The organism is Janthinobacterium sp. 61 (assembly GCF_002846335.1).
In the GTDB taxonomy this organism is placed as follows: domain Bacteria; phylum Pseudomonadota; class Gammaproteobacteria; order Burkholderiales; family Burkholderiaceae_D; genus Janthinobacterium.
In genome coordinates this window covers 482,809-498,091 of the sequence record NZ_PJMQ01000001.1, presented here as the reverse complement: position 1 = coordinate 498,091, position 15,283 = coordinate 482,809, and the positions used below count along the sequence as shown (strand labels likewise).

Genomic DNA, 15,283 nt, shown 5'->3' with positions numbered 1-15,283 from the left:
AGCAACTGCAACTGGCTGTCTCGGACTTACCAGGCGCAGGTGCGCAGGCCGGCAAAGATGTCGCCGCGCTCGGGCGCGTGGAAGGCGCGCATGCGGGCCGAATGCAGGCGTGGCGGCGTGGCGAAGGCGGCGCCGCGCAGCACCTGGTGCTGCATGAAATACGGCGCTGAGTATTCGCGCCAGGCATCAGCCGCAAAGCCCGGATACGGTTCGAACGGCGTCGCCGTCCACTCCCACACCTGACCCCAATGAAAGCGCGGATGGCCGGACAGCGCAGCATACTCCCATTCCGCCTCGGTCGCCAGGCGGCGGCCTGCCCAGGCGCAGTACGCTTGCGCTTCATACAGATTGATGTGGCGTACGGCTTCATTCGGCGGCAAGGTCGTGCGCCGGCCGAAACGCATGGTGCGCCACTGCGTCGCTTCGCGCAGCCAGTACAGGGGCGACGAGCGCTCCTGCTGCATCAGCCAGGCGCTGCCGGCCGCGCTCCAGAACTGGCGGTTCTGGTAGCCGCCATCGGCGACGAAATCGGAAAACTGGGCGTTTGATACGGCGCAAGCATCGATGGAAAACGGCGGCACATAGCAGCGATAGGGCGGTGATTCATTGTCGAAGGCAAAACCGGCATCGCGCGGCGAGCCCATTTCAATGCTTCCGCCAGGAAACGCAATCTCCCCCGCCCCGGGCGGCAAGGCCGGGCTGGCAGACAGGGGTTCCGGTGCTTCCAGGCCCAGCCATTGCAAGCCGGCCAGCATTTCCTCGCCGCACAAGTCTTCTTGCGCCAGCGCCAGCCGGTACGGCGCCAGGGCACTGTCGACGTTGGGTTCACGCGACAGCTTGTCCAACACCCTGTCGAGCACTTCGTGGCAATACGTTTTCACGGCGCCCGGGCTGGGCAGTTCCAGCTTCCAGCGCGCACGGTGCTCCACCATATTGGCGTCGAACAAATCGTCGCCGCGCGTCAGCAGGGAATTGTAGATGGCGTCGGCCGGATGGCTGGAAGCGGCCTCGCGCAAGATGAACCACTCGGCGAACCAGGCGATATGCGCGAGTTGCCACAAGGGCGGATTGAGGCGCGGATGGCGGGGCAGGCCCGCCACCACGTCCAGCCCGGCATTGACATAACAGTCGAACAGGGAAAGAGTGTCCTGGCGCGCAGCCTGCAGCGACTGGGCCAGTTGCTGCGCGCCGGCGTGGCGAAAAGAGGTGTTGATTAAAGTCATGACCTGATTGTAACGACTTATGCCAACAATGCACCAGCAGCCAGGGGGAAACAGGGGCGACTGTCGCCCCCTGCGAACTACTTGACCAGCAATTCGCCCTGCAGCGGCGTGACGACGGACTTGGGCATGCTGACGATGAAGCTGCTGCCCTTGTCAACCACGGACTGGATGGCCAAAGTCCCCCCGTGGCGCAGCAGCACATGCTTGACGATGGCCAGACCCAGGCCCGTGCCTTGGGTTTCGCGCGAGCGGCTCTTGTCGACGCGGTAGAAGCGTTCCGTCAGGCGCGAAATATGTTCCTGGCTGATGCCGATGCCCGTGTCTTGCGCGATGAATTGCGGTCCTGCCGTGCCATCTTGCCAGCGAAGCATGATGCTGCCGCCTGCCGGCGTATAGCGCACGGCGTTCGAGGCCAGGTTGCCGAAGGCGCTATACAGCTCGTCGTAGCTGCCCAGCACATCGGGGCCATTGCATTCCATCGTCACTTCATGCTTGCCGGCCGACAAGCCCTTGGCGTCGCGCAAGACTTGCTGCATGAGTTTCTTGACATCCACGGGCTCGGGACGCAGCGGATAGTCGACCGATTCCAGGCGCGACAGGGTCAGCATGTCCTCGATCAAATGCTGCATGCGGTGGCCCTGCTCCGTCATCAGCTTGAGGTGGGCGGCGCGCGTGGTGGCATCGAGGTCCAGCTCGGCGGAAGCGATTTCCAGGAAACCCACGATGACCGTCAGCGGCGTGCGCAGTTCGTGCGAGGCGTTGGCGATGAAGTCGCGGCGCATCATTTCGATGCGCTCCGTCTCCGTCACATCGTGGGTGACGAGGATCTGGCGGCGGTTTTCAAACGGAATGATCTGCACGATCAGCTTGCGGTTGCGGAAGGTGATCGTCAGCGGCTGGTCGTAGCGGCCCAGGATGATGTAATCCATGAACTCGGGGCTGCGGATCAGGTTGGTGACACGCATGCCCTTGTCGCGCTCGTGCGTCAGGCCCAGATGCTTCTCGGCGGCGGGATTACACCATTCGAGAAACAGCACGTCGTCCATGATGACGACGCCATCGGGCAACAGGTGCATGGCCTGGCGGAAGCGCGCCAGCCATTCCGTCAGCTCGGCCTGGTTTTTCTCGTCGTCGCGGCGCATGCGGTACAGGCGCGCGAAGATGCTGGTCCAGGCGCCCCAGCCGTCGGGCAACTTGGCGCTTTGCGGATTGTCCAGCCAGTTACTCAGCTGGAACAGATACGACAGCTGCACGAACACCATCATGGCCATCAGCACGAAGGCGATGCCCAGCGCATACGTGGCGCCAAACAGATACCAGACGACGGTCACGCCCAGCAGCGCCAGCACCATGCGCAAGGCGGCCGGTACCCAGAACAGCAATTTCGGATTCATAAGAGACAGGCTTTACTTTTCAGACAACATGTAGCCGACGCTGCGCACGGTCTTGATCAGGCTTTCCGCCTCTTTCAAGGCTTTGCGCAAGCGCAATACGTGGACATCAACCGTGCGTTCCTCGATCACCACATGGTCGCCCCACACCTTGTCGAGCAACTGGCTGCGCGAAAACACGCGCTCCGGATGGGCCAGCAGGAATTTCAGCAGTTTGTATTCGGCATGGCCGATATCGATCTTCTGCTCATCCATCATCACGGTGCAGCTGACAGGGTCCAAGGCCACGTTGCCGGCGCGCATGGGCGCCTGCGCGTGTTCCGGACTCTTGCGTCGCAGCAAAGCCTTGGCGCGCGCCAGCAGTTCGCGCGGCGAGAACGGCTTGGTGACGTAATCGTCAGCCCCGCTGTTCAGGCCGGCCAGCTTGTCTTCTTCCATGCTCTTGGCGGTGAGCATGATGACGGGGATGGCGGCGAAATTGCGGTCCGCGCGGATACGCGACAGGAGGCGCAAGCCCGTCTGGTCCGGCAGCATCCAGTCCAGCAAGATCAGGTGCGGCGTGCGGTGCTGGATGAAATCCCAGGCATCGGCAACGTTTTGTACGGAACAGCAATTCCAGCCGGATTCGCGCAGCGAATAAGTCACCAATTCAACGATGGCCGGCTCATCTTCAACAATCAATACCGTGGTTTTATCAGATGCCATAAAGCTTACTCAGGGAGCTCCTCGGAAATGGCGGGAGCAGCCACCTTGGTGTGGCGGATGTCCTTGCCTTCAACCACGTAAATCACGTATTCGGCGATGTTTTTCGCATGGTCGCCGATGCGTTCGATGGCCTTGGCCACCCACAGGGTATCGAGCGCCGCCGAAATCGTGCGCGGGTCTTCCATCATAAAGGTGATCAAGTTGCGCATGATAGACCGAAACTCATGGTCAATGATGGCATCTTGTGCAATTAATTGTAAGGCCTGCTTGCCATCGTTGCGTGCGAATGCATCGAGCGCGTCGTGCAGCATGTCGGTGGCCGTGTTGGCAATGCCGCGCACCATCTCGTAATGGTTGACGACGCCGTTGCCGCGCTTGTGCAGATTCTTCGCCACGCGGGCGATTTTGGTCGCCTCGTCGCCTACGCGCTCGAGGTCGGTAATCACCTTGATGGTGGCCATGATGGTGCGCAAATCGTTGGCGGCCGGCTGGCGGCGCACGATCAAATGGCTGCAAGCGTCGTCCAGCGAGACTTCCAGCTGGTTGACGACGTCGTCCTCCCGCATCACGCGGTCGGCGCGTTCCGGATTGCCGATGCGAAAGCACGTCATCGCGTCGAGGAACTGGGTTTCAACGATGCCGCCCATCAGGAGCACTTTCGAGCGGATCGCTTCGAGTTCGTTGTCGTATTGCTTGGATGAATGTTCGCCTAACATGCTGTCTCTCCGTATTCAGTTGTCTTGTATGTCGTTATTCTGGGCAGATCAGCCGAAGCGGCCCGTGATGTAATCCTGCGTTTCCTTGCGGGCCGGATTCATGAAAATCTGGTCCGTTTCGCCGAATTCCACCAGTTCGCCCAGATACATATAGGCCGTGTAATCGGAGCAGCGCGCCGCCTGCTGCATATTGTGCGTCACGATGGCGATCGTGTAATCCTGTTTCAGTTCGCTGATCAGCTCTTCCACCTTCGACGTCGAAATCGGGTCCAGCGCCGAGGTCGGCTCATCGAGCAGCAACACGTCCGGCTTCACGGCCACGCCGCGCGCGATGCACAAACGCTGCTGCTGGCCGCCAGACAGCGACAGGCCGCTCTTGTTCAGCTTATCCTTGACCTCGCCCCACAGCGCCGCTTTTTTCAGGGCCCACTCGACGCGCTCGTCCATCTCGCCCTTCGACAGGTCTTCATACAGGCGCACGCCGAAGGCAATGTTGTCATACACGGACATGGGGAACGGCGTGGGCTTCTGGAACACCATGCCGACCTTGGCGCGCAGCATGTTGACGTCCTGGTCGGCGTCGAGCACGTTGCGGCCGCGGTACAGGATGGAACCTTCCGCGCGCTGGCCCGGGTACAGGTCGTACATGCGGTTCAGGGTGCGCAGCAGGGTCGATTTGCCGCAACCGGACGGGCCGATGAAAGCGGTAACCTTCTTCTCGTGAATGTCCAGGTTGACGTTATGCAAGCTTTGCGTTTTGCCGTAAAAGAAGTTCAGGCCCGAAATTTCGATGGTTTTTTTCTTTGGTGCCAGGTCTTGTGCTGGATTCATTTGCGTATTCATGTGGGTTCGCTTCGCTCGATATCTGTTTAATTAGGGACTTTTTGGCTGAACACGGTGCGCGACAGGATATTCAAGGCCAGCACGCTGAAGGTGATCAGCAGTGCGCCACCCCAGGCCAGCGAGCGCCAGTTGTCGTACGGGCTCATCGCAAACGATGCGATGACGGACGGCAAGTTGGCCATCGGCGCATTCATGTTAAAGCTTTGGAACTGGTTATTCAGGGCCGTGAACAGCAGCGGCGCCGTTTCGCCGGCGATGCGGGCCAATGCCAGCAGTACGCCGGTGATCACGCCAGCCTTGACGGCGCGCAAGCGCACCAGGGTGGCGACCTTCCAGCGCGGCGCACCGAGGGCAAACGCGGCTTCCAGCAGGCTGTTCGGCACCAGGCGCAACATATTGTCCGTCGTGCGCACCACCACCGGCACGGCGATCAGCGACAGCGCGATGGCGCCCGCGTAACCGGAGAAGTGCTTGACATGCGCCACGTACAGCGCATACACGAACAGGCCGATGACGATCGATGGCGCCGACAGCATGATGTCCGTCACAAAACGCGTCACTTGCGCCAGCCTGTTTTCTTCGCCGTATTCGGCCAGGTAGATGCCGGCCAGGATGCCGATCGGGGTGCTGACGACGGTAGCCAGGCCCACCATCAGGGCGCTGCCGACGATGGCATTGATCAGGCCGCCGCCTTCGCTGCCGGGGGCCGGCGTCGTTTGCGTGAACAGGTCGATCGACAAGGCACCGAAACCCTTGATCACCAGCGTGAACAAAATCCATACCAGCACGGCCAGGCCCAGGGCCATGGCCGCCACTGACAGGGCGATGCCGATGCGGTGCATCAGCAGGCGCTTGCGGTAGACGGGATTCATGGCCGGCTTGGCCGGAACGTCGAGGGTGCTCACTTGGCTCATTTCGTGCCTTCCTTGCGGGACATGCCAGCCAGCATCAGCTTGGCGGCGGATAAGACGATAAAGGTGATGACAAACAGGATCAGGGCCAGCGAGAACAGCGAGGACACGTGCAGCGCCGATTGCGCTTCGCCGAATTCATTGGCCAGCAAGGAGGTGATGCTGTTACCGGCGGCAAACAGCGACCACGACAGCTTGTTGGCGTTGCCGATGACGAAGGTCACCGCCATGGTTTCACCGAGTGCGCGGCCCAGGCCCAGCATGACGCCGCCGACGACGCCGGTCTTGGTGTAAGGCAAGACGATCTTGCGCACCACTTCCCAGCGTGTGCAGCCCAGGCCGTATGCGGACTCCTTCAGCACGGCAGGGACGATTTCAAACACGTCGCGCATCACCGAGGCGATGAAAGGGATGATCATGATGGCCAGCACCAGACCTGCCGTCAGCAAGCCGATGCCCATCATGGGGCCGCTGAACAGCTGGCCGATGACGGGCACGTTGCCCAGCGTGGCCTTCAGGATAGGCTGGACGTGGTCGGCAAACAGGGGCGCGAAGACAAACAGGCCCCAGATGCCGTAGATGATCGATGGCACGCCGGCCAGCAGCTCGACAGCAGTGCCCAGCGGGCGGCGCAGCCAGGCCGGGCAGATTTCCGTGAGGAACAGCGCGATGCCGAAGCTGACGGGAAAAGCGATCAGCAGGGCGATGACGGACGTCACCAGGGTGCCGATGATGGGGATCAGGGCGCCGTACTGGTCATTGACGGGGTCCCATTCTGCCGACACGATGAAATGCAGGCCGAAGGTCTTGAAGGCCGGTATCGATTCCATGATCAGCGAAATGATGATGCCGACCAGGACGATCAGCACCGACAGGGCGAACAGCATCGTCACCTTGTGGAACAGGAAATCCTGGATGCGCTGCTTGCGCATGGTGGAAAGCATTTGCGCGTGACTGATGGAGTCGGTCATGGTGCCGCCTGGCATGGGGATCGTGGAGGAGGTTGATTGTGCGCTCATATTGTGCCAGATGTGGGTGGTACTGCCGGTATTGCTTGTTTTGAACTCATGTTTTATTTTTAGCCAGGATCGCCTGCAAGGGCTTGCGGGCGGTCCTGGCTAACTCCCTGCCCCGCCGTGCTGCTGGCGGGGACAAGGATCGGTACTTATTTGGTCAAGCTATCGAATTAATAGATCGCTTTGCCCGATGCATCTTTCAGATTGGCTTTCCACGATTCCTGCACCAGTTTCACGACCGATGCTGGCATAGGCACGTAGTCCAGTTCAACAGCAGCTGCGCCGCCGTTCTTGTAGGCCCAGTCGAAGAATTTCAGGACTTCTTTTGCCTTGGCTGCGTCAGGCTGGACTTTGTGCATCAGGATGAACGACACGCCCGTGATAGGCCAGCTGTTCTTGCCAGCCTGGTCGGTCAGGACCACGCCGAAGCCTGGGGTTTGCGTCCAAGGTGCCGAAGCGGCTGCCGCCTTGAAGTTGTCGTCGTCAGGCTGCAGGAAGTTGCCGTCCTTGTTTTGCAGCTGGGTGTGCGACATATTGTTTTTCTTGGCGTAAGCCCACTCGACGTAACCGATCGAACCCTTGATACGCTGTACGTTAGCGGCAACGCCTTCGTTACCCTTGCCGCCCACGCCCACGGCCCATTTCACAGCCGAGCCAGCGCCGATTTTTGATTTGAATTCCGGGTTGGTTTTCGACAGGAAGTCGGTGAACAGGAAAGAGGTACCCGAACCGTCGGCGCGGTGCACCACGGTGATTTCCGTGTCTGGCAGCTTGACGCCCGTGTTCAGTGCGGCGATCTCAGGAGCGCTCCACTTGGTGATCTTGCCCAGGTAAATGTCGGCAACGACCTTGCCCGTCATTTTCAGCTGGCCTGGCTTCACGCCGTCCAGGTTGACGATGGTGACCACGCCGCCCATGATGGCAGGGAACTGCATCAGGCCTGCTTCTTCCAGCTCTTCTGCCTTCAAAGGCATGTCCGAGGCGCCGAATTCAACAGTCTTGGCCTTGATTTGCTTGATGCCAGCGCCGGAACCGACGGACTGGTAGTTCAGGCCGTTGCCGGTGTTGGCTTTGTAAGTCTCAGCCCATTTGGCGTAGATAGGGTATGGGAAGGTAGCACCAGCACCTGTCATATCTGCCGCCATGACGGAAGCGGAAGAAAATGCCATCGCTGCCGAAGCACCCACGACGATAAATTTGAACATTTGCTTCATTTGCATATCAAGTCCTCAGGGTTGTTAGGGCTCAAAGTCCCGGTTGAATGCTGCGCAGTCTAGCAAGCGAATATGACAGCTTTATGACATGCGCAAAATTTCATGAAATATTTGCCTACGCCCCGGGGAACGCCATTTCCGGCACGAAAAATGACAGAATGGGCGACGCTTTATGACAGCTTATGTCACGCTTACGTCATATTTCATGATTACACTCACAGCGCGTCATACATGATGAAATACGGCTAGAATTAACTATCTGCAAAGACAAAAGAATATGAAACCTGAACTGCACACGGAAGTGACCAAATCGGGCATCTTGCTTGACCGCGAACTGTCGCAACTGACTTTCAACCGGCGCGTGATGGCCCAGGCGGAAGACCCGAACATTCCACTGCTCGAGCGCCTGCGCTACCTGTGCATCGTCAGCAGTAACATGGATGAGTTCTTCGAGGTGCGCGTGGCCAGCTTGCTGGCGGCCGGCAGCATCGGCGGTTCACTGGCGGGCCACCCTGTCCTGGCGGCCAATCTGGAACGCATCGGCAAGGAATGCCATGCGCTGGTGGAACGCCAGTACGAGATATTAAATAGCGACGTCTTGCCAGCCCTGCGCGAAGCGGGCGTGCATTTGCTGCGCGACAGCGACCGCAACGAGGCGCAGCGCGCGTGGGTGAAGCAGTATTTTGACCGCGAAGTGCGCCCCCTGCTCACACCTATCGGCCTGGACCCGGCCCACCCTTTCCCGCAAGTGGTGAATAAAAGCCTCAATTTCATCGTTTCGCTGAGCGGCAAGGATGCCTTCGGGCGCGGCACGGCGATCGCCATCGTCAAGGCGCCCCGTGTCTTGCCGCGCGTCATCAAGCTGCCGGACGAGATATCCGGTGATGGCGTGTCCTTCTGTTTATTGTCCTCCGTCATCCATGCACACATCTCGGACCTGTTCGCCGGACGCGAAGTGATTGCCTATTCGCAATTCCGGGTCACGCGCGACAGCGACCTGTGGGTGGACGAAGACGAAGTCAAGAATCTGCGCCAGGCCCTGAAGGGCGAACTGGTGGGACGCCAGTTCGGCACCTCCGTGCGCCTGGAAGTGGCGCGCAATTGTCCACCGGAGTTGTCACAATTCCTGCTCGACCAGTTCAGCCTTGATCAAAGCCGTCTATACCGCGTCAATGGCCCCGTGAACCTGGTGCGCCTGTCGGAGATGATCGACCACGTCAAGCAAGCCGAGCTGCGCTTCCCGCCCTTCTTCCCGGGCCTGGCGCATAAAGCCATCGGCAGCGACATCTTTGCCGCGCTCAACAAGCATGACATCCTGCTGCACCATCCCTACCAGTCCTTCCAGACAGTCATCGATTTCATCCGCAGTGCCGCCTACGATCCGTCCGTTGTGGCCATCAAGCAGACGATCTACCGCACGGGCATGAATTCGGACTTGATGGAGTCACTCATTGCGGCCGCGAAGATGGGCAAGGAAGTGACGGTCATCGTGGAATTGATGGCGCGTTTCGACGAAGAAGCCAATATCAACTGGGCCGACAAGCTGGAACAGGCGGGCGCACAAGTCGTGTATGGCGTGGTGGGCCTGAAAACCCACGCCAAGGTGGCGCTCGTCATCCGCCGCGAAGAAGGCGCGCTGCGCTTCTACGCTCACTTGGGCACAGGCAACTATCACCCCACCACCACCAAGTTGTACACGGATTTTGGCTTGCTGACGGCCAACCAGGACCTGGCAGTGGAAGTGAACGAAGTCTTCATCCACCTGACCAGCCTGACCAAGCCGCACAACCTGAACCATTTGTGGCTGGCGCCGTTCGGCCTCCAGAGCGAAATCATCAAGGCCATCCGCAACGAGGCGAAGATCGCCCGCTCCGGCCGGCGCGGGCGCATTATCGTGAAAGTCAACGCGCTGGTCGATGAATCCGTGATCCGCGCCCTGTATGCGGCGTCGACCGATGGCGTGAAGATCGACCTGATCGTGCGCGGCGCCTGCACTCTGAAACCGGGCGTGCCTGGCCTGTCGGAAAACATCAAGGTGCGCTCCGTGATCGGCCGCTTCCTCGAACACAGCCGCATTTACTACTTCCGCAACGACCTGGCGCACGATGTCTACCTGGCAAGCGCCGACTGGATGAGCCGCAACCTGTTCCGCCGCGTGGAAGTGGCATTCCCCGTGCTGGACCGGGCGCTGAAGCGGCGTGTGATCGCCGAGGGCCTGAATCCGTATTTGAAGGATAATACGAATGCATGGGAACTGGAGCCGACAGGCCACTATGCGCGCCGCAAGCCACGCGGCAAGCAAACGCCATTCAGCGCCCAGCAGTATCTGATGCATACACTGGGCACGCCGGGCGCGGAGGTCGGCGAATAGGCATTTCTACACAGAGGAGCACAGCATGGATCTCATCTTGTGGCGACACGCAGAAGCCGAGCCGGGCCTGCCCGACCTCGAACGCGCCCTGACCGTCAAAGGTCAGAAACAGGCGCGCCGCATGGGCGAATGGCTGGCCTCGCAACTACCGGAAAATTGCCGCATCCTCGTCAGCCCCGCCCTGCGCACCTTGCAAACGGCGGAAGCGCTGGGGCGCAAGTTCAAGCTGATGCCGGAACTGGCGCCAGGTGCCGAGGCGGAAGACATTCTGAAGGCTGCCAACTGGCCCGGCGGCAAGGAAACCGTGCTCATCGTCGGCCACCAGCCCACCCTGGGCCAGGCCGCCGCCCTGCTGCTGACGGGCGAGGAGCAGGAATGGGAGATGCGCAAGGCCAGCGCCTGGTGGTTCTCGCAGCGAGAATTGGGCGACCCGATCAGCGTCTACTTGAAAGCTGTGATGGCGCATGACCTGGTGGTGAAATAAGGGGGCGGTGAAACAGCTTAATGCACAAAAAGTGCGCTGGGACAAATACTAGTAGGAATTGCAACTCGGCAGCCTTGCAAAGCGCTGCCGATCTGCTAGAGTTTAATTGCATCAACGACGTGTTGGAGCAATGCTCTGGCACCTTGAGCAACCCAGCGGACAGCCGTCCAACGGCGGCTGAAAGACCATGTTAACCTTCCTCGTTTTTCTCTTCATCGCCATCTTCGCCGCCATCATCGGCTTCGTCGCCTTTGAACTGATCGAAGAAATGCGCGGCAGCCACCACAAGCTGATGGACCGCTACCACGAGTAGTGTTCACCTCGGCAATATCGCATGGCGCCAGTGACGGCCTACAGGCCCGTCCCTCGCGCCATCCTTGTATTTACACTCCCGTTTTGAACTTCGTATAGATGCGCGTCATCAATCGGCGGATATCGGCCGTGGTCGCTTCCGGTGCGGCCATGCGCTGCTTGTCGGTGTCCGACAGGAAGATGGCCTTGTTCTCGCCGATGTCCTTGCGTACATACTTGATGCTGGCCGGATTCGGATTCGCGTAAAACACCTTGTTGCTCAGGCTGGCATGCACTTGCGGGCGCAGGATGTAGTTGATGAACAGGTGCGCATTGTTCGGATGGGGCGCGTCGGCGGGGATGGCCATGGTGTCGAACATCAGGGCGGCCGTCTTCGGCACCAGTACCTGGATCACATTGCCGTTTTTCGCATCGATGGCACGCTGGCGCGCGATATTGATATCGCCCGACCAGCCCAGCGCGACGCAGACGGAGCCGTTGGCCATGTCATTGATGTAGCCAGACGAGCTGAACAGGGTCACGTAGGGGCGGATCGCTTGCAGCACCTTGCCCGCTTCCTGGTAGTCGCCAGCCGTTTTCGAGTAGGCGGGCTTGCCCAGGTATTGCAGGGCAGCCGGCAACACTTCCGATGGCGAGTCGAGGAAGGAGACGCCGCACGATTTCAGCTTCGACGCGTATTTCGGGTCGAAAACCAGGTTCCAGGCATTATCGGGCATGGGCATGGCGCCCAGCGCGGCCTTGACCTTGTTGACGTTGATGCCCACCGTCGTATAGCCCCACAGCCAGTCGACCAGATAATCGTTGTTCGGGTCGATCTTCGCCAGCTTCGCCTGCAAGTTCTGGTCCAGGTTGCCCAGGTTCGTCAGCTTGCTCTTGTCGAGCTTACGCAGCAGGCCCGCGTCGATCTGCAGGCGCGCCCACTGGGCCGTCGGTACGACGATGTCGTAGCCGGACTTGCCCGCCACCAGTTTCGCGTTGAGGATTTCGTTGTTATCGAAAACGTCGTAGCGTACCTTGATGCCCGTTTCCTTTTCAAAATTCTTGATCGTATCGTCGCCGATGTAGTCCGACCAGTTATAGATGTTCAGCACTTTCTCTTCCTGGGCCTGAGCTTGGGCAGGCAAAGCCAGCACGGCTGCCGCCAAGGTCAATCCCGCTCCAATGCGCCGTCCTGCTTGCCATGTGTTTGCCATCGTGTCGCCTCCAGAAGTATCAGAAAATAGTGACGATGATAGCAAGAAGGGCGCGATCAGGTCTACCCTGATCGCGCCCTGCTTTAGATTATGCCGATGTTAGCTTGCGCCAACACCCCACAGCGCAAAACTGGGGTCAGACCCGACGGGGGAATTTGCCCCAATGGGGCAAATTCCAATCCCGCAGGGACTGACCGGCCAGATTACACCTTGTCCAGCCCCACTTGCGCACCCGAAAACACCAGGTTGCCGTTCTGGGCATCGATGCGGATTTCGTCTTTCGGGCCAAACTTGCCTTCCAGGATCAGCTTCGACAGCGGATTTTCGATCTGCTGCTGGATCGCCCGCTTCAAAGGACGTGCTCCATACACCGGATCGTAGCCCGCTTCGGCGATTTGCTGCAGTGCCGCGTCCGTCAAGCTCAGTTGCATGTCCATGCGCGCCAGGCGTTCTTCGAGGATCTTCAGCTGGATCTTTGCGATCGCGCCGATGTTTTTCTCGTCGAGGCCATGGAACACCACGATTTCGTCGATACGGTTGACGAATTCGGGACGGAAGTGCGAGCGTACCTCGGCCATCACGGCCAGCTTCACGACACCGGGATCATCGCTTTCCATGGCCTGTATCTTGTGCGAGCCCAGGTTCGAGGTCATGATGATGACGGTATTCTTGAAGTCCACCGTGCGGCCCTGGCCGTCAGTCATGCGTCCATCGTCGAGCACTTGCAGCAGCACGTTGAAGACGTCGGCATGCGCCTTTTCCACTTCGTCGAGCAAAATCACGCTATACGGCTTGCGGCGCACGGCTTCCGTCAGGTAGCCGCCCTCGTCGTAGCCCACATAGCCGGGCGGCGCGCCGATCAAACGGGCCACGGAATGCTTCTCCATGAACTCGCTCATGTCGATGCGTATCATCGATTCTTCCGTATCGAACAGGAAGGTCGCCAGCGCCTTGCTCAGCTCGGTCTTGCCCACGCCCGTCGGCCCCAGGAACATGAAGGAACCATAGGGACGGTTCGGATCGCTCAAGCCCGCGCGCGAGCGGCGGATAGCATCAGCCACGGCCGTGATCGCTTCATCCTGGCCCACGACACGCTCATGCAGCTTTTCTTCGATATGCAGCAGCTTGTCGCGCTCGCCCTGCATCATGCGCGATACGGGAATACCCGTCGCACGCGACACTACTTCGGCGATTTCCTCGGCGCCCACTTCGGTGCGCAGCAATTTTGGCTGGTCGGGATCGCGTTTCGGGATGCCGCTGTCAGCCTGCTTGAGCTGGGCCTCCAGTTGCGGCAACTTGCCGTATTGCAATTCCGATACTTTCTGCCAGTTGCTTTCACGCGTGGCCTGCTCCATCTGCAGCTTGACGTTCTCGATCTCTTCCTTGATGTGCGTGCTGCCTTGCACCACGGCTTTTTCCGCCTTCAGGATTTCCTCGAAGTCGTTGTATTCGCGCTGCAGCTTGACGATCTCTTCCTCGATCAAGGCCAGGCGGCGCAACGAGGCCTCGTCCTTTTCCTTCTTGACGGCTTCGCGCTCGATCTTGAGCTGGATCAGGCGGCGTTCCAGCTTGTCCATCACTTCCGGCTTCGAGTCGATCTCGATCTTGATCTTCGCCGCCGCTTCATCGATCAGGTCGATCGCCTTGTCGGGCAGGAAACGGTCAGTGATGTAGCGGTGCGACAGCTCGGCGGCGGCGATGATGGCCGCGTCCGTGATTTCCACCTTGTGGTGCAGCGCGTATTTATCCTGCAAGCCGCGCAGGATGGCGATGGTCGCTTCCACGGTCGGCTCGTCGACCAGCACTTTCTGGAAGCGGCGTTCCAGCGCGGCATCCTTCTCGATGTACTTGCGGTACTCGTCGAGGGTGGTCGCGCCCACGCAATGGAGCTCGCCGCGCGCCAGCGCCGGTTTCAGCATATTGCCGGCATCCATCGCGCCTTCGGCCTTGCCCGCACCCACCATGGTGTGCATCTCGTCGATGAAGACGATGGTTTGCCCTTCATCCATGGCCAGTTCCTTCAGCACGGATTTCAGGCGTTCCTCGAATTCGCCGCGGAATTTCGCGCCAGCCAGCAGGGCGGCCATGTCCAGCGAGAGTACGCGCTTGCCCTTCAGCGATTCCGGCACTTCGCCATTGACGATACGCTGCGCCAGGCCTTCGACGATGGCCGTCTTGCCCACGCCCGGTTCGCCGATCAGCACGGGATTGTTCTTGCTGCGGCGCTGCAGGATCTGGATGGTGCGGCGGATTTCATCGTCACGGCCGATTACAGGGTCGAGCTTGCCTTTGCGCGCCCGCTCCGTCAGGTCCAGGGTGTATTTTTTCAAGGCTTCGCGCTGGCCTTCTGCCTCTTGCGAGTCCACCTTATTGCCGCCGCGCACGGCCTCGATGGCCGATGCCAAGGCCTTGCGGGTCAGGCCGTTTTCGCGCGCCAGCTTGCCGCAGTCGGACTTGTCGTCCGTCATGGCCAGCAAGACCATTTCGCTGGACACAAACTGGTCGCCCGCCTTTTGCGATTCCTTGTCGGCCAGGTTCAACAGGGCCACGAATTCGCGGCTGACCTGCACGTCGCCTCCCGTGCCAGAGACTTTCGGCAGGCGTTCGATCGAGGCGCCCAGGGCCTTGGACAAGCCGCCCACGTTGACGCCGGCTCGCTGCAAGAGCGAGCGGGCACCGCCGTCGTCCTGGTTCAACAGGGCAGTCAGCAGATGGACTGGTTCGATATAGGGGTTGTCGTTGCCCACGGCCAAGCTTTGCGCATCGGCCAGGGCTTCCTGTAATTTGGTAGTGAGTTTGTCTTGTCGCATGAAAAGCGCTCCCGGTTAATTAGTTGTTAACCAAATTGGGGTGAGGCAGTGCTTTTCAAGCATACACAAAGCAGAAAACTGATGCATTCTTGCA

At 59.9% G+C, this 15,283-nt stretch carries 13 protein-coding genes; 3 read left to right on the top strand and 10 right to left on the bottom strand.

The features are described from left to right. Positions 1-26 precede the first annotated feature (26 nt). The 8 genes from senA to pstS form a co-directional block, all read right to left on the bottom strand. On the bottom strand, positions 27-1,223 hold the full coding sequence (gene senA / locus CLU92_RS02305; RefSeq protein ID WP_257560893.1) for a selenoneine synthase SenA: 1,197 nt from the start codon (positions 1,221-1,223) through the stop codon (positions 27-29). A 77-nt stretch (positions 1,224-1,300) separates the two neighbouring features. Beyond that, on the bottom strand, positions 1,301-2,617 hold the full coding sequence (gene phoR, locus CLU92_RS02300; RefSeq protein WP_101480552.1) for a phosphate regulon sensor histidine kinase PhoR: 1,317 nt from the start codon (positions 2,615-2,617) through the stop codon (positions 1,301-1,303). A gap of 12 nt (positions 2,618-2,629) precedes the next feature. After that, positions 2,630-3,319, bottom strand: a complete 690-nt coding sequence (locus CLU92_RS02295; protein ID WP_094444609.1) for a response regulator — start codon at positions 3,317-3,319, stop codon at positions 2,630-2,632. A 5-nt stretch (positions 3,320-3,324) separates the two neighbouring features. Next, positions 3,325-4,035 (bottom strand): phosphate signaling complex protein PhoU, encoded by a 711-nt coding sequence (phoU, locus tag CLU92_RS02290; RefSeq protein ID WP_071078202.1) that lies wholly within the window; start codon positions 4,033-4,035, stop codon positions 3,325-3,327. 48 nt (positions 4,036-4,083) lie between these two features. Next, positions 4,084-4,866 carry a phosphate ABC transporter ATP-binding protein PstB gene (gene pstB / locus CLU92_RS02285; protein ID WP_373629715.1) on the bottom strand — a complete coding sequence of 261 codons (783 nt, stop codon included), beginning with the start codon at positions 4,864-4,866 and terminating at the stop codon, positions 4,084-4,086. A 38-nt stretch (positions 4,867-4,904) separates the two neighbouring features. After that, positions 4,905-5,792 (bottom strand): phosphate ABC transporter permease PstA, encoded by an 888-nt coding sequence (gene pstA / locus CLU92_RS02280; RefSeq protein ID WP_101480551.1) that lies wholly within the window; start codon positions 5,790-5,792, stop codon positions 4,905-4,907. After that, complete coding sequence (gene pstC / locus CLU92_RS02275) at positions 5,789-6,760, bottom strand: phosphate ABC transporter permease subunit PstC (protein WP_257560884.1); 972 nt, start codon at positions 6,758-6,760, stop codon at positions 5,789-5,791. Before pstC ends, pstA begins: the two co-directional genes overlap by 4 nt. A 215-nt stretch (positions 6,761-6,975) precedes the next feature. Continuing rightward, positions 6,976-8,025: a phosphate ABC transporter substrate-binding protein PstS gene (pstS, locus tag CLU92_RS02270; RefSeq protein WP_101480549.1), complete on the bottom strand. Its 1,050-nt coding sequence runs from the start codon at positions 8,023-8,025 to the stop codon at positions 6,976-6,978. A 271-nt stretch (positions 8,026-8,296) separates the two neighbouring features. On the opposite strand from pstS, the gene ppk1 reads away from it, so the two are divergent. The 3 genes from ppk1 to CLU92_RS28070 all read left to right on the top strand — a co-directional run bounded on the left by ppk1 (position 8,297) and on the right by CLU92_RS28070 (position 11,187). Next, complete coding sequence (gene ppk1 / locus CLU92_RS02265) at positions 8,297-10,390, top strand: polyphosphate kinase 1 (protein WP_101480548.1); 2,094 nt, start codon at positions 8,297-8,299, stop codon at positions 10,388-10,390. A gap of 25 nt (positions 10,391-10,415) precedes the next feature. Then, the gene (gene sixA / locus CLU92_RS02260; RefSeq protein WP_101480547.1) at positions 10,416-10,874 is read left to right on the top strand and encodes a phosphohistidine phosphatase SixA; all 459 of its coding nucleotides are present in this window, start codon (positions 10,416-10,418) and stop codon (positions 10,872-10,874) included. 187 nt (positions 10,875-11,061) lie between these two features. Then, the gene (locus CLU92_RS28070; RefSeq protein ID WP_254926692.1) at positions 11,062-11,187 is read left to right on the top strand and encodes a hypothetical protein; all 126 of its coding nucleotides are present in this window, start codon (positions 11,062-11,064) and stop codon (positions 11,185-11,187) included. Positions 11,188-11,257: 70 nt separating this feature from the next. On the opposite strand, the gene CLU92_RS02255 is transcribed toward CLU92_RS28070, so the two are convergent. Both CLU92_RS02255 and clpB read right to left on the bottom strand, forming a co-directional pair. Continuing rightward, positions 11,258-12,379: a polyamine ABC transporter substrate-binding protein gene (locus tag CLU92_RS02255; protein ID WP_101480546.1), complete on the bottom strand. Its 1,122-nt coding sequence runs from the start codon at positions 12,377-12,379 to the stop codon at positions 11,258-11,260. Positions 12,380-12,582: 203 nt separating this feature from the next. Continuing rightward, positions 12,583-15,189 (bottom strand): ATP-dependent chaperone ClpB, encoded by a 2,607-nt coding sequence (gene clpB / locus CLU92_RS02250; RefSeq protein ID WP_101480545.1) that lies wholly within the window; start codon positions 15,187-15,189, stop codon positions 12,583-12,585. Positions 15,190-15,283 lie beyond the last annotated feature (94 nt).

What these genes read in the sequence shown, in the direction of transcription:
- senA (WP_257560893.1), bottom strand. Translation starts at nt 1,223, where the DNA reads ATGACTTTAATCAACACCTCTTTTCGCCACGCCGGCGCGCAGCAACTG.
- phoR (WP_101480552.1), bottom strand. Translation starts at nt 2,617, where the DNA reads ATGAATCCGAAATTGCTGTTCTGGGTACCGGCCGCCTTGCGCATGGTG.
- CLU92_RS02295 (WP_094444609.1), bottom strand. Translation starts at nt 3,319, where the DNA reads ATGGCATCTGATAAAACCACGGTATTGATTGTTGAAGATGAGCCGGCC.
- phoU (WP_071078202.1), bottom strand. Translation starts at nt 4,035, where the DNA reads ATGTTAGGCGAACATTCATCCAAGCAATACGACAACGAACTCGAAGCG.
- pstB (WP_373629715.1), bottom strand. Translation starts at nt 4,866, where the DNA reads ATGAATCCAGCACAAGACCTGGCACCAAAGAAAAAAACCATCGAAATT.
- pstA (WP_101480551.1), bottom strand. Translation starts at nt 5,792, where the DNA reads ATGAGCCAAGTGAGCACCCTCGACGTTCCGGCCAAGCCGGCCATGAAT.
- pstC (WP_257560884.1), bottom strand. Translation starts at nt 6,760, where the DNA reads ATGACCGACTCCATCAGTCACGCGCAAATGCTTTCCACCATGCGCAAG.
- pstS (WP_101480549.1), bottom strand. Translation starts at nt 8,025, where the DNA reads ATGCAAATGAAGCAAATGTTCAAATTTATCGTCGTGGGTGCTTCGGCA.
- ppk1 (WP_101480548.1), top strand. Translation starts at nt 8,297, where the DNA reads ATGAAACCTGAACTGCACACGGAAGTGACCAAATCGGGCATCTTGCTT.
- sixA (WP_101480547.1), top strand. Translation starts at nt 10,416, where the DNA reads ATGGATCTCATCTTGTGGCGACACGCAGAAGCCGAGCCGGGCCTGCCC.
- CLU92_RS28070 (WP_254926692.1), top strand. Translation starts at nt 11,062, where the DNA reads ATGTTAACCTTCCTCGTTTTTCTCTTCATCGCCATCTTCGCCGCCATC.
- CLU92_RS02255 (WP_101480546.1), bottom strand. Translation starts at nt 12,379, where the DNA reads ATGGCAAACACATGGCAAGCAGGACGGCGCATTGGAGCGGGATTGACC.
- clpB (WP_101480545.1), bottom strand. Translation starts at nt 15,189, where the DNA reads ATGCGACAAGACAAACTCACTACCAAATTACAGGAAGCCCTGGCCGAT.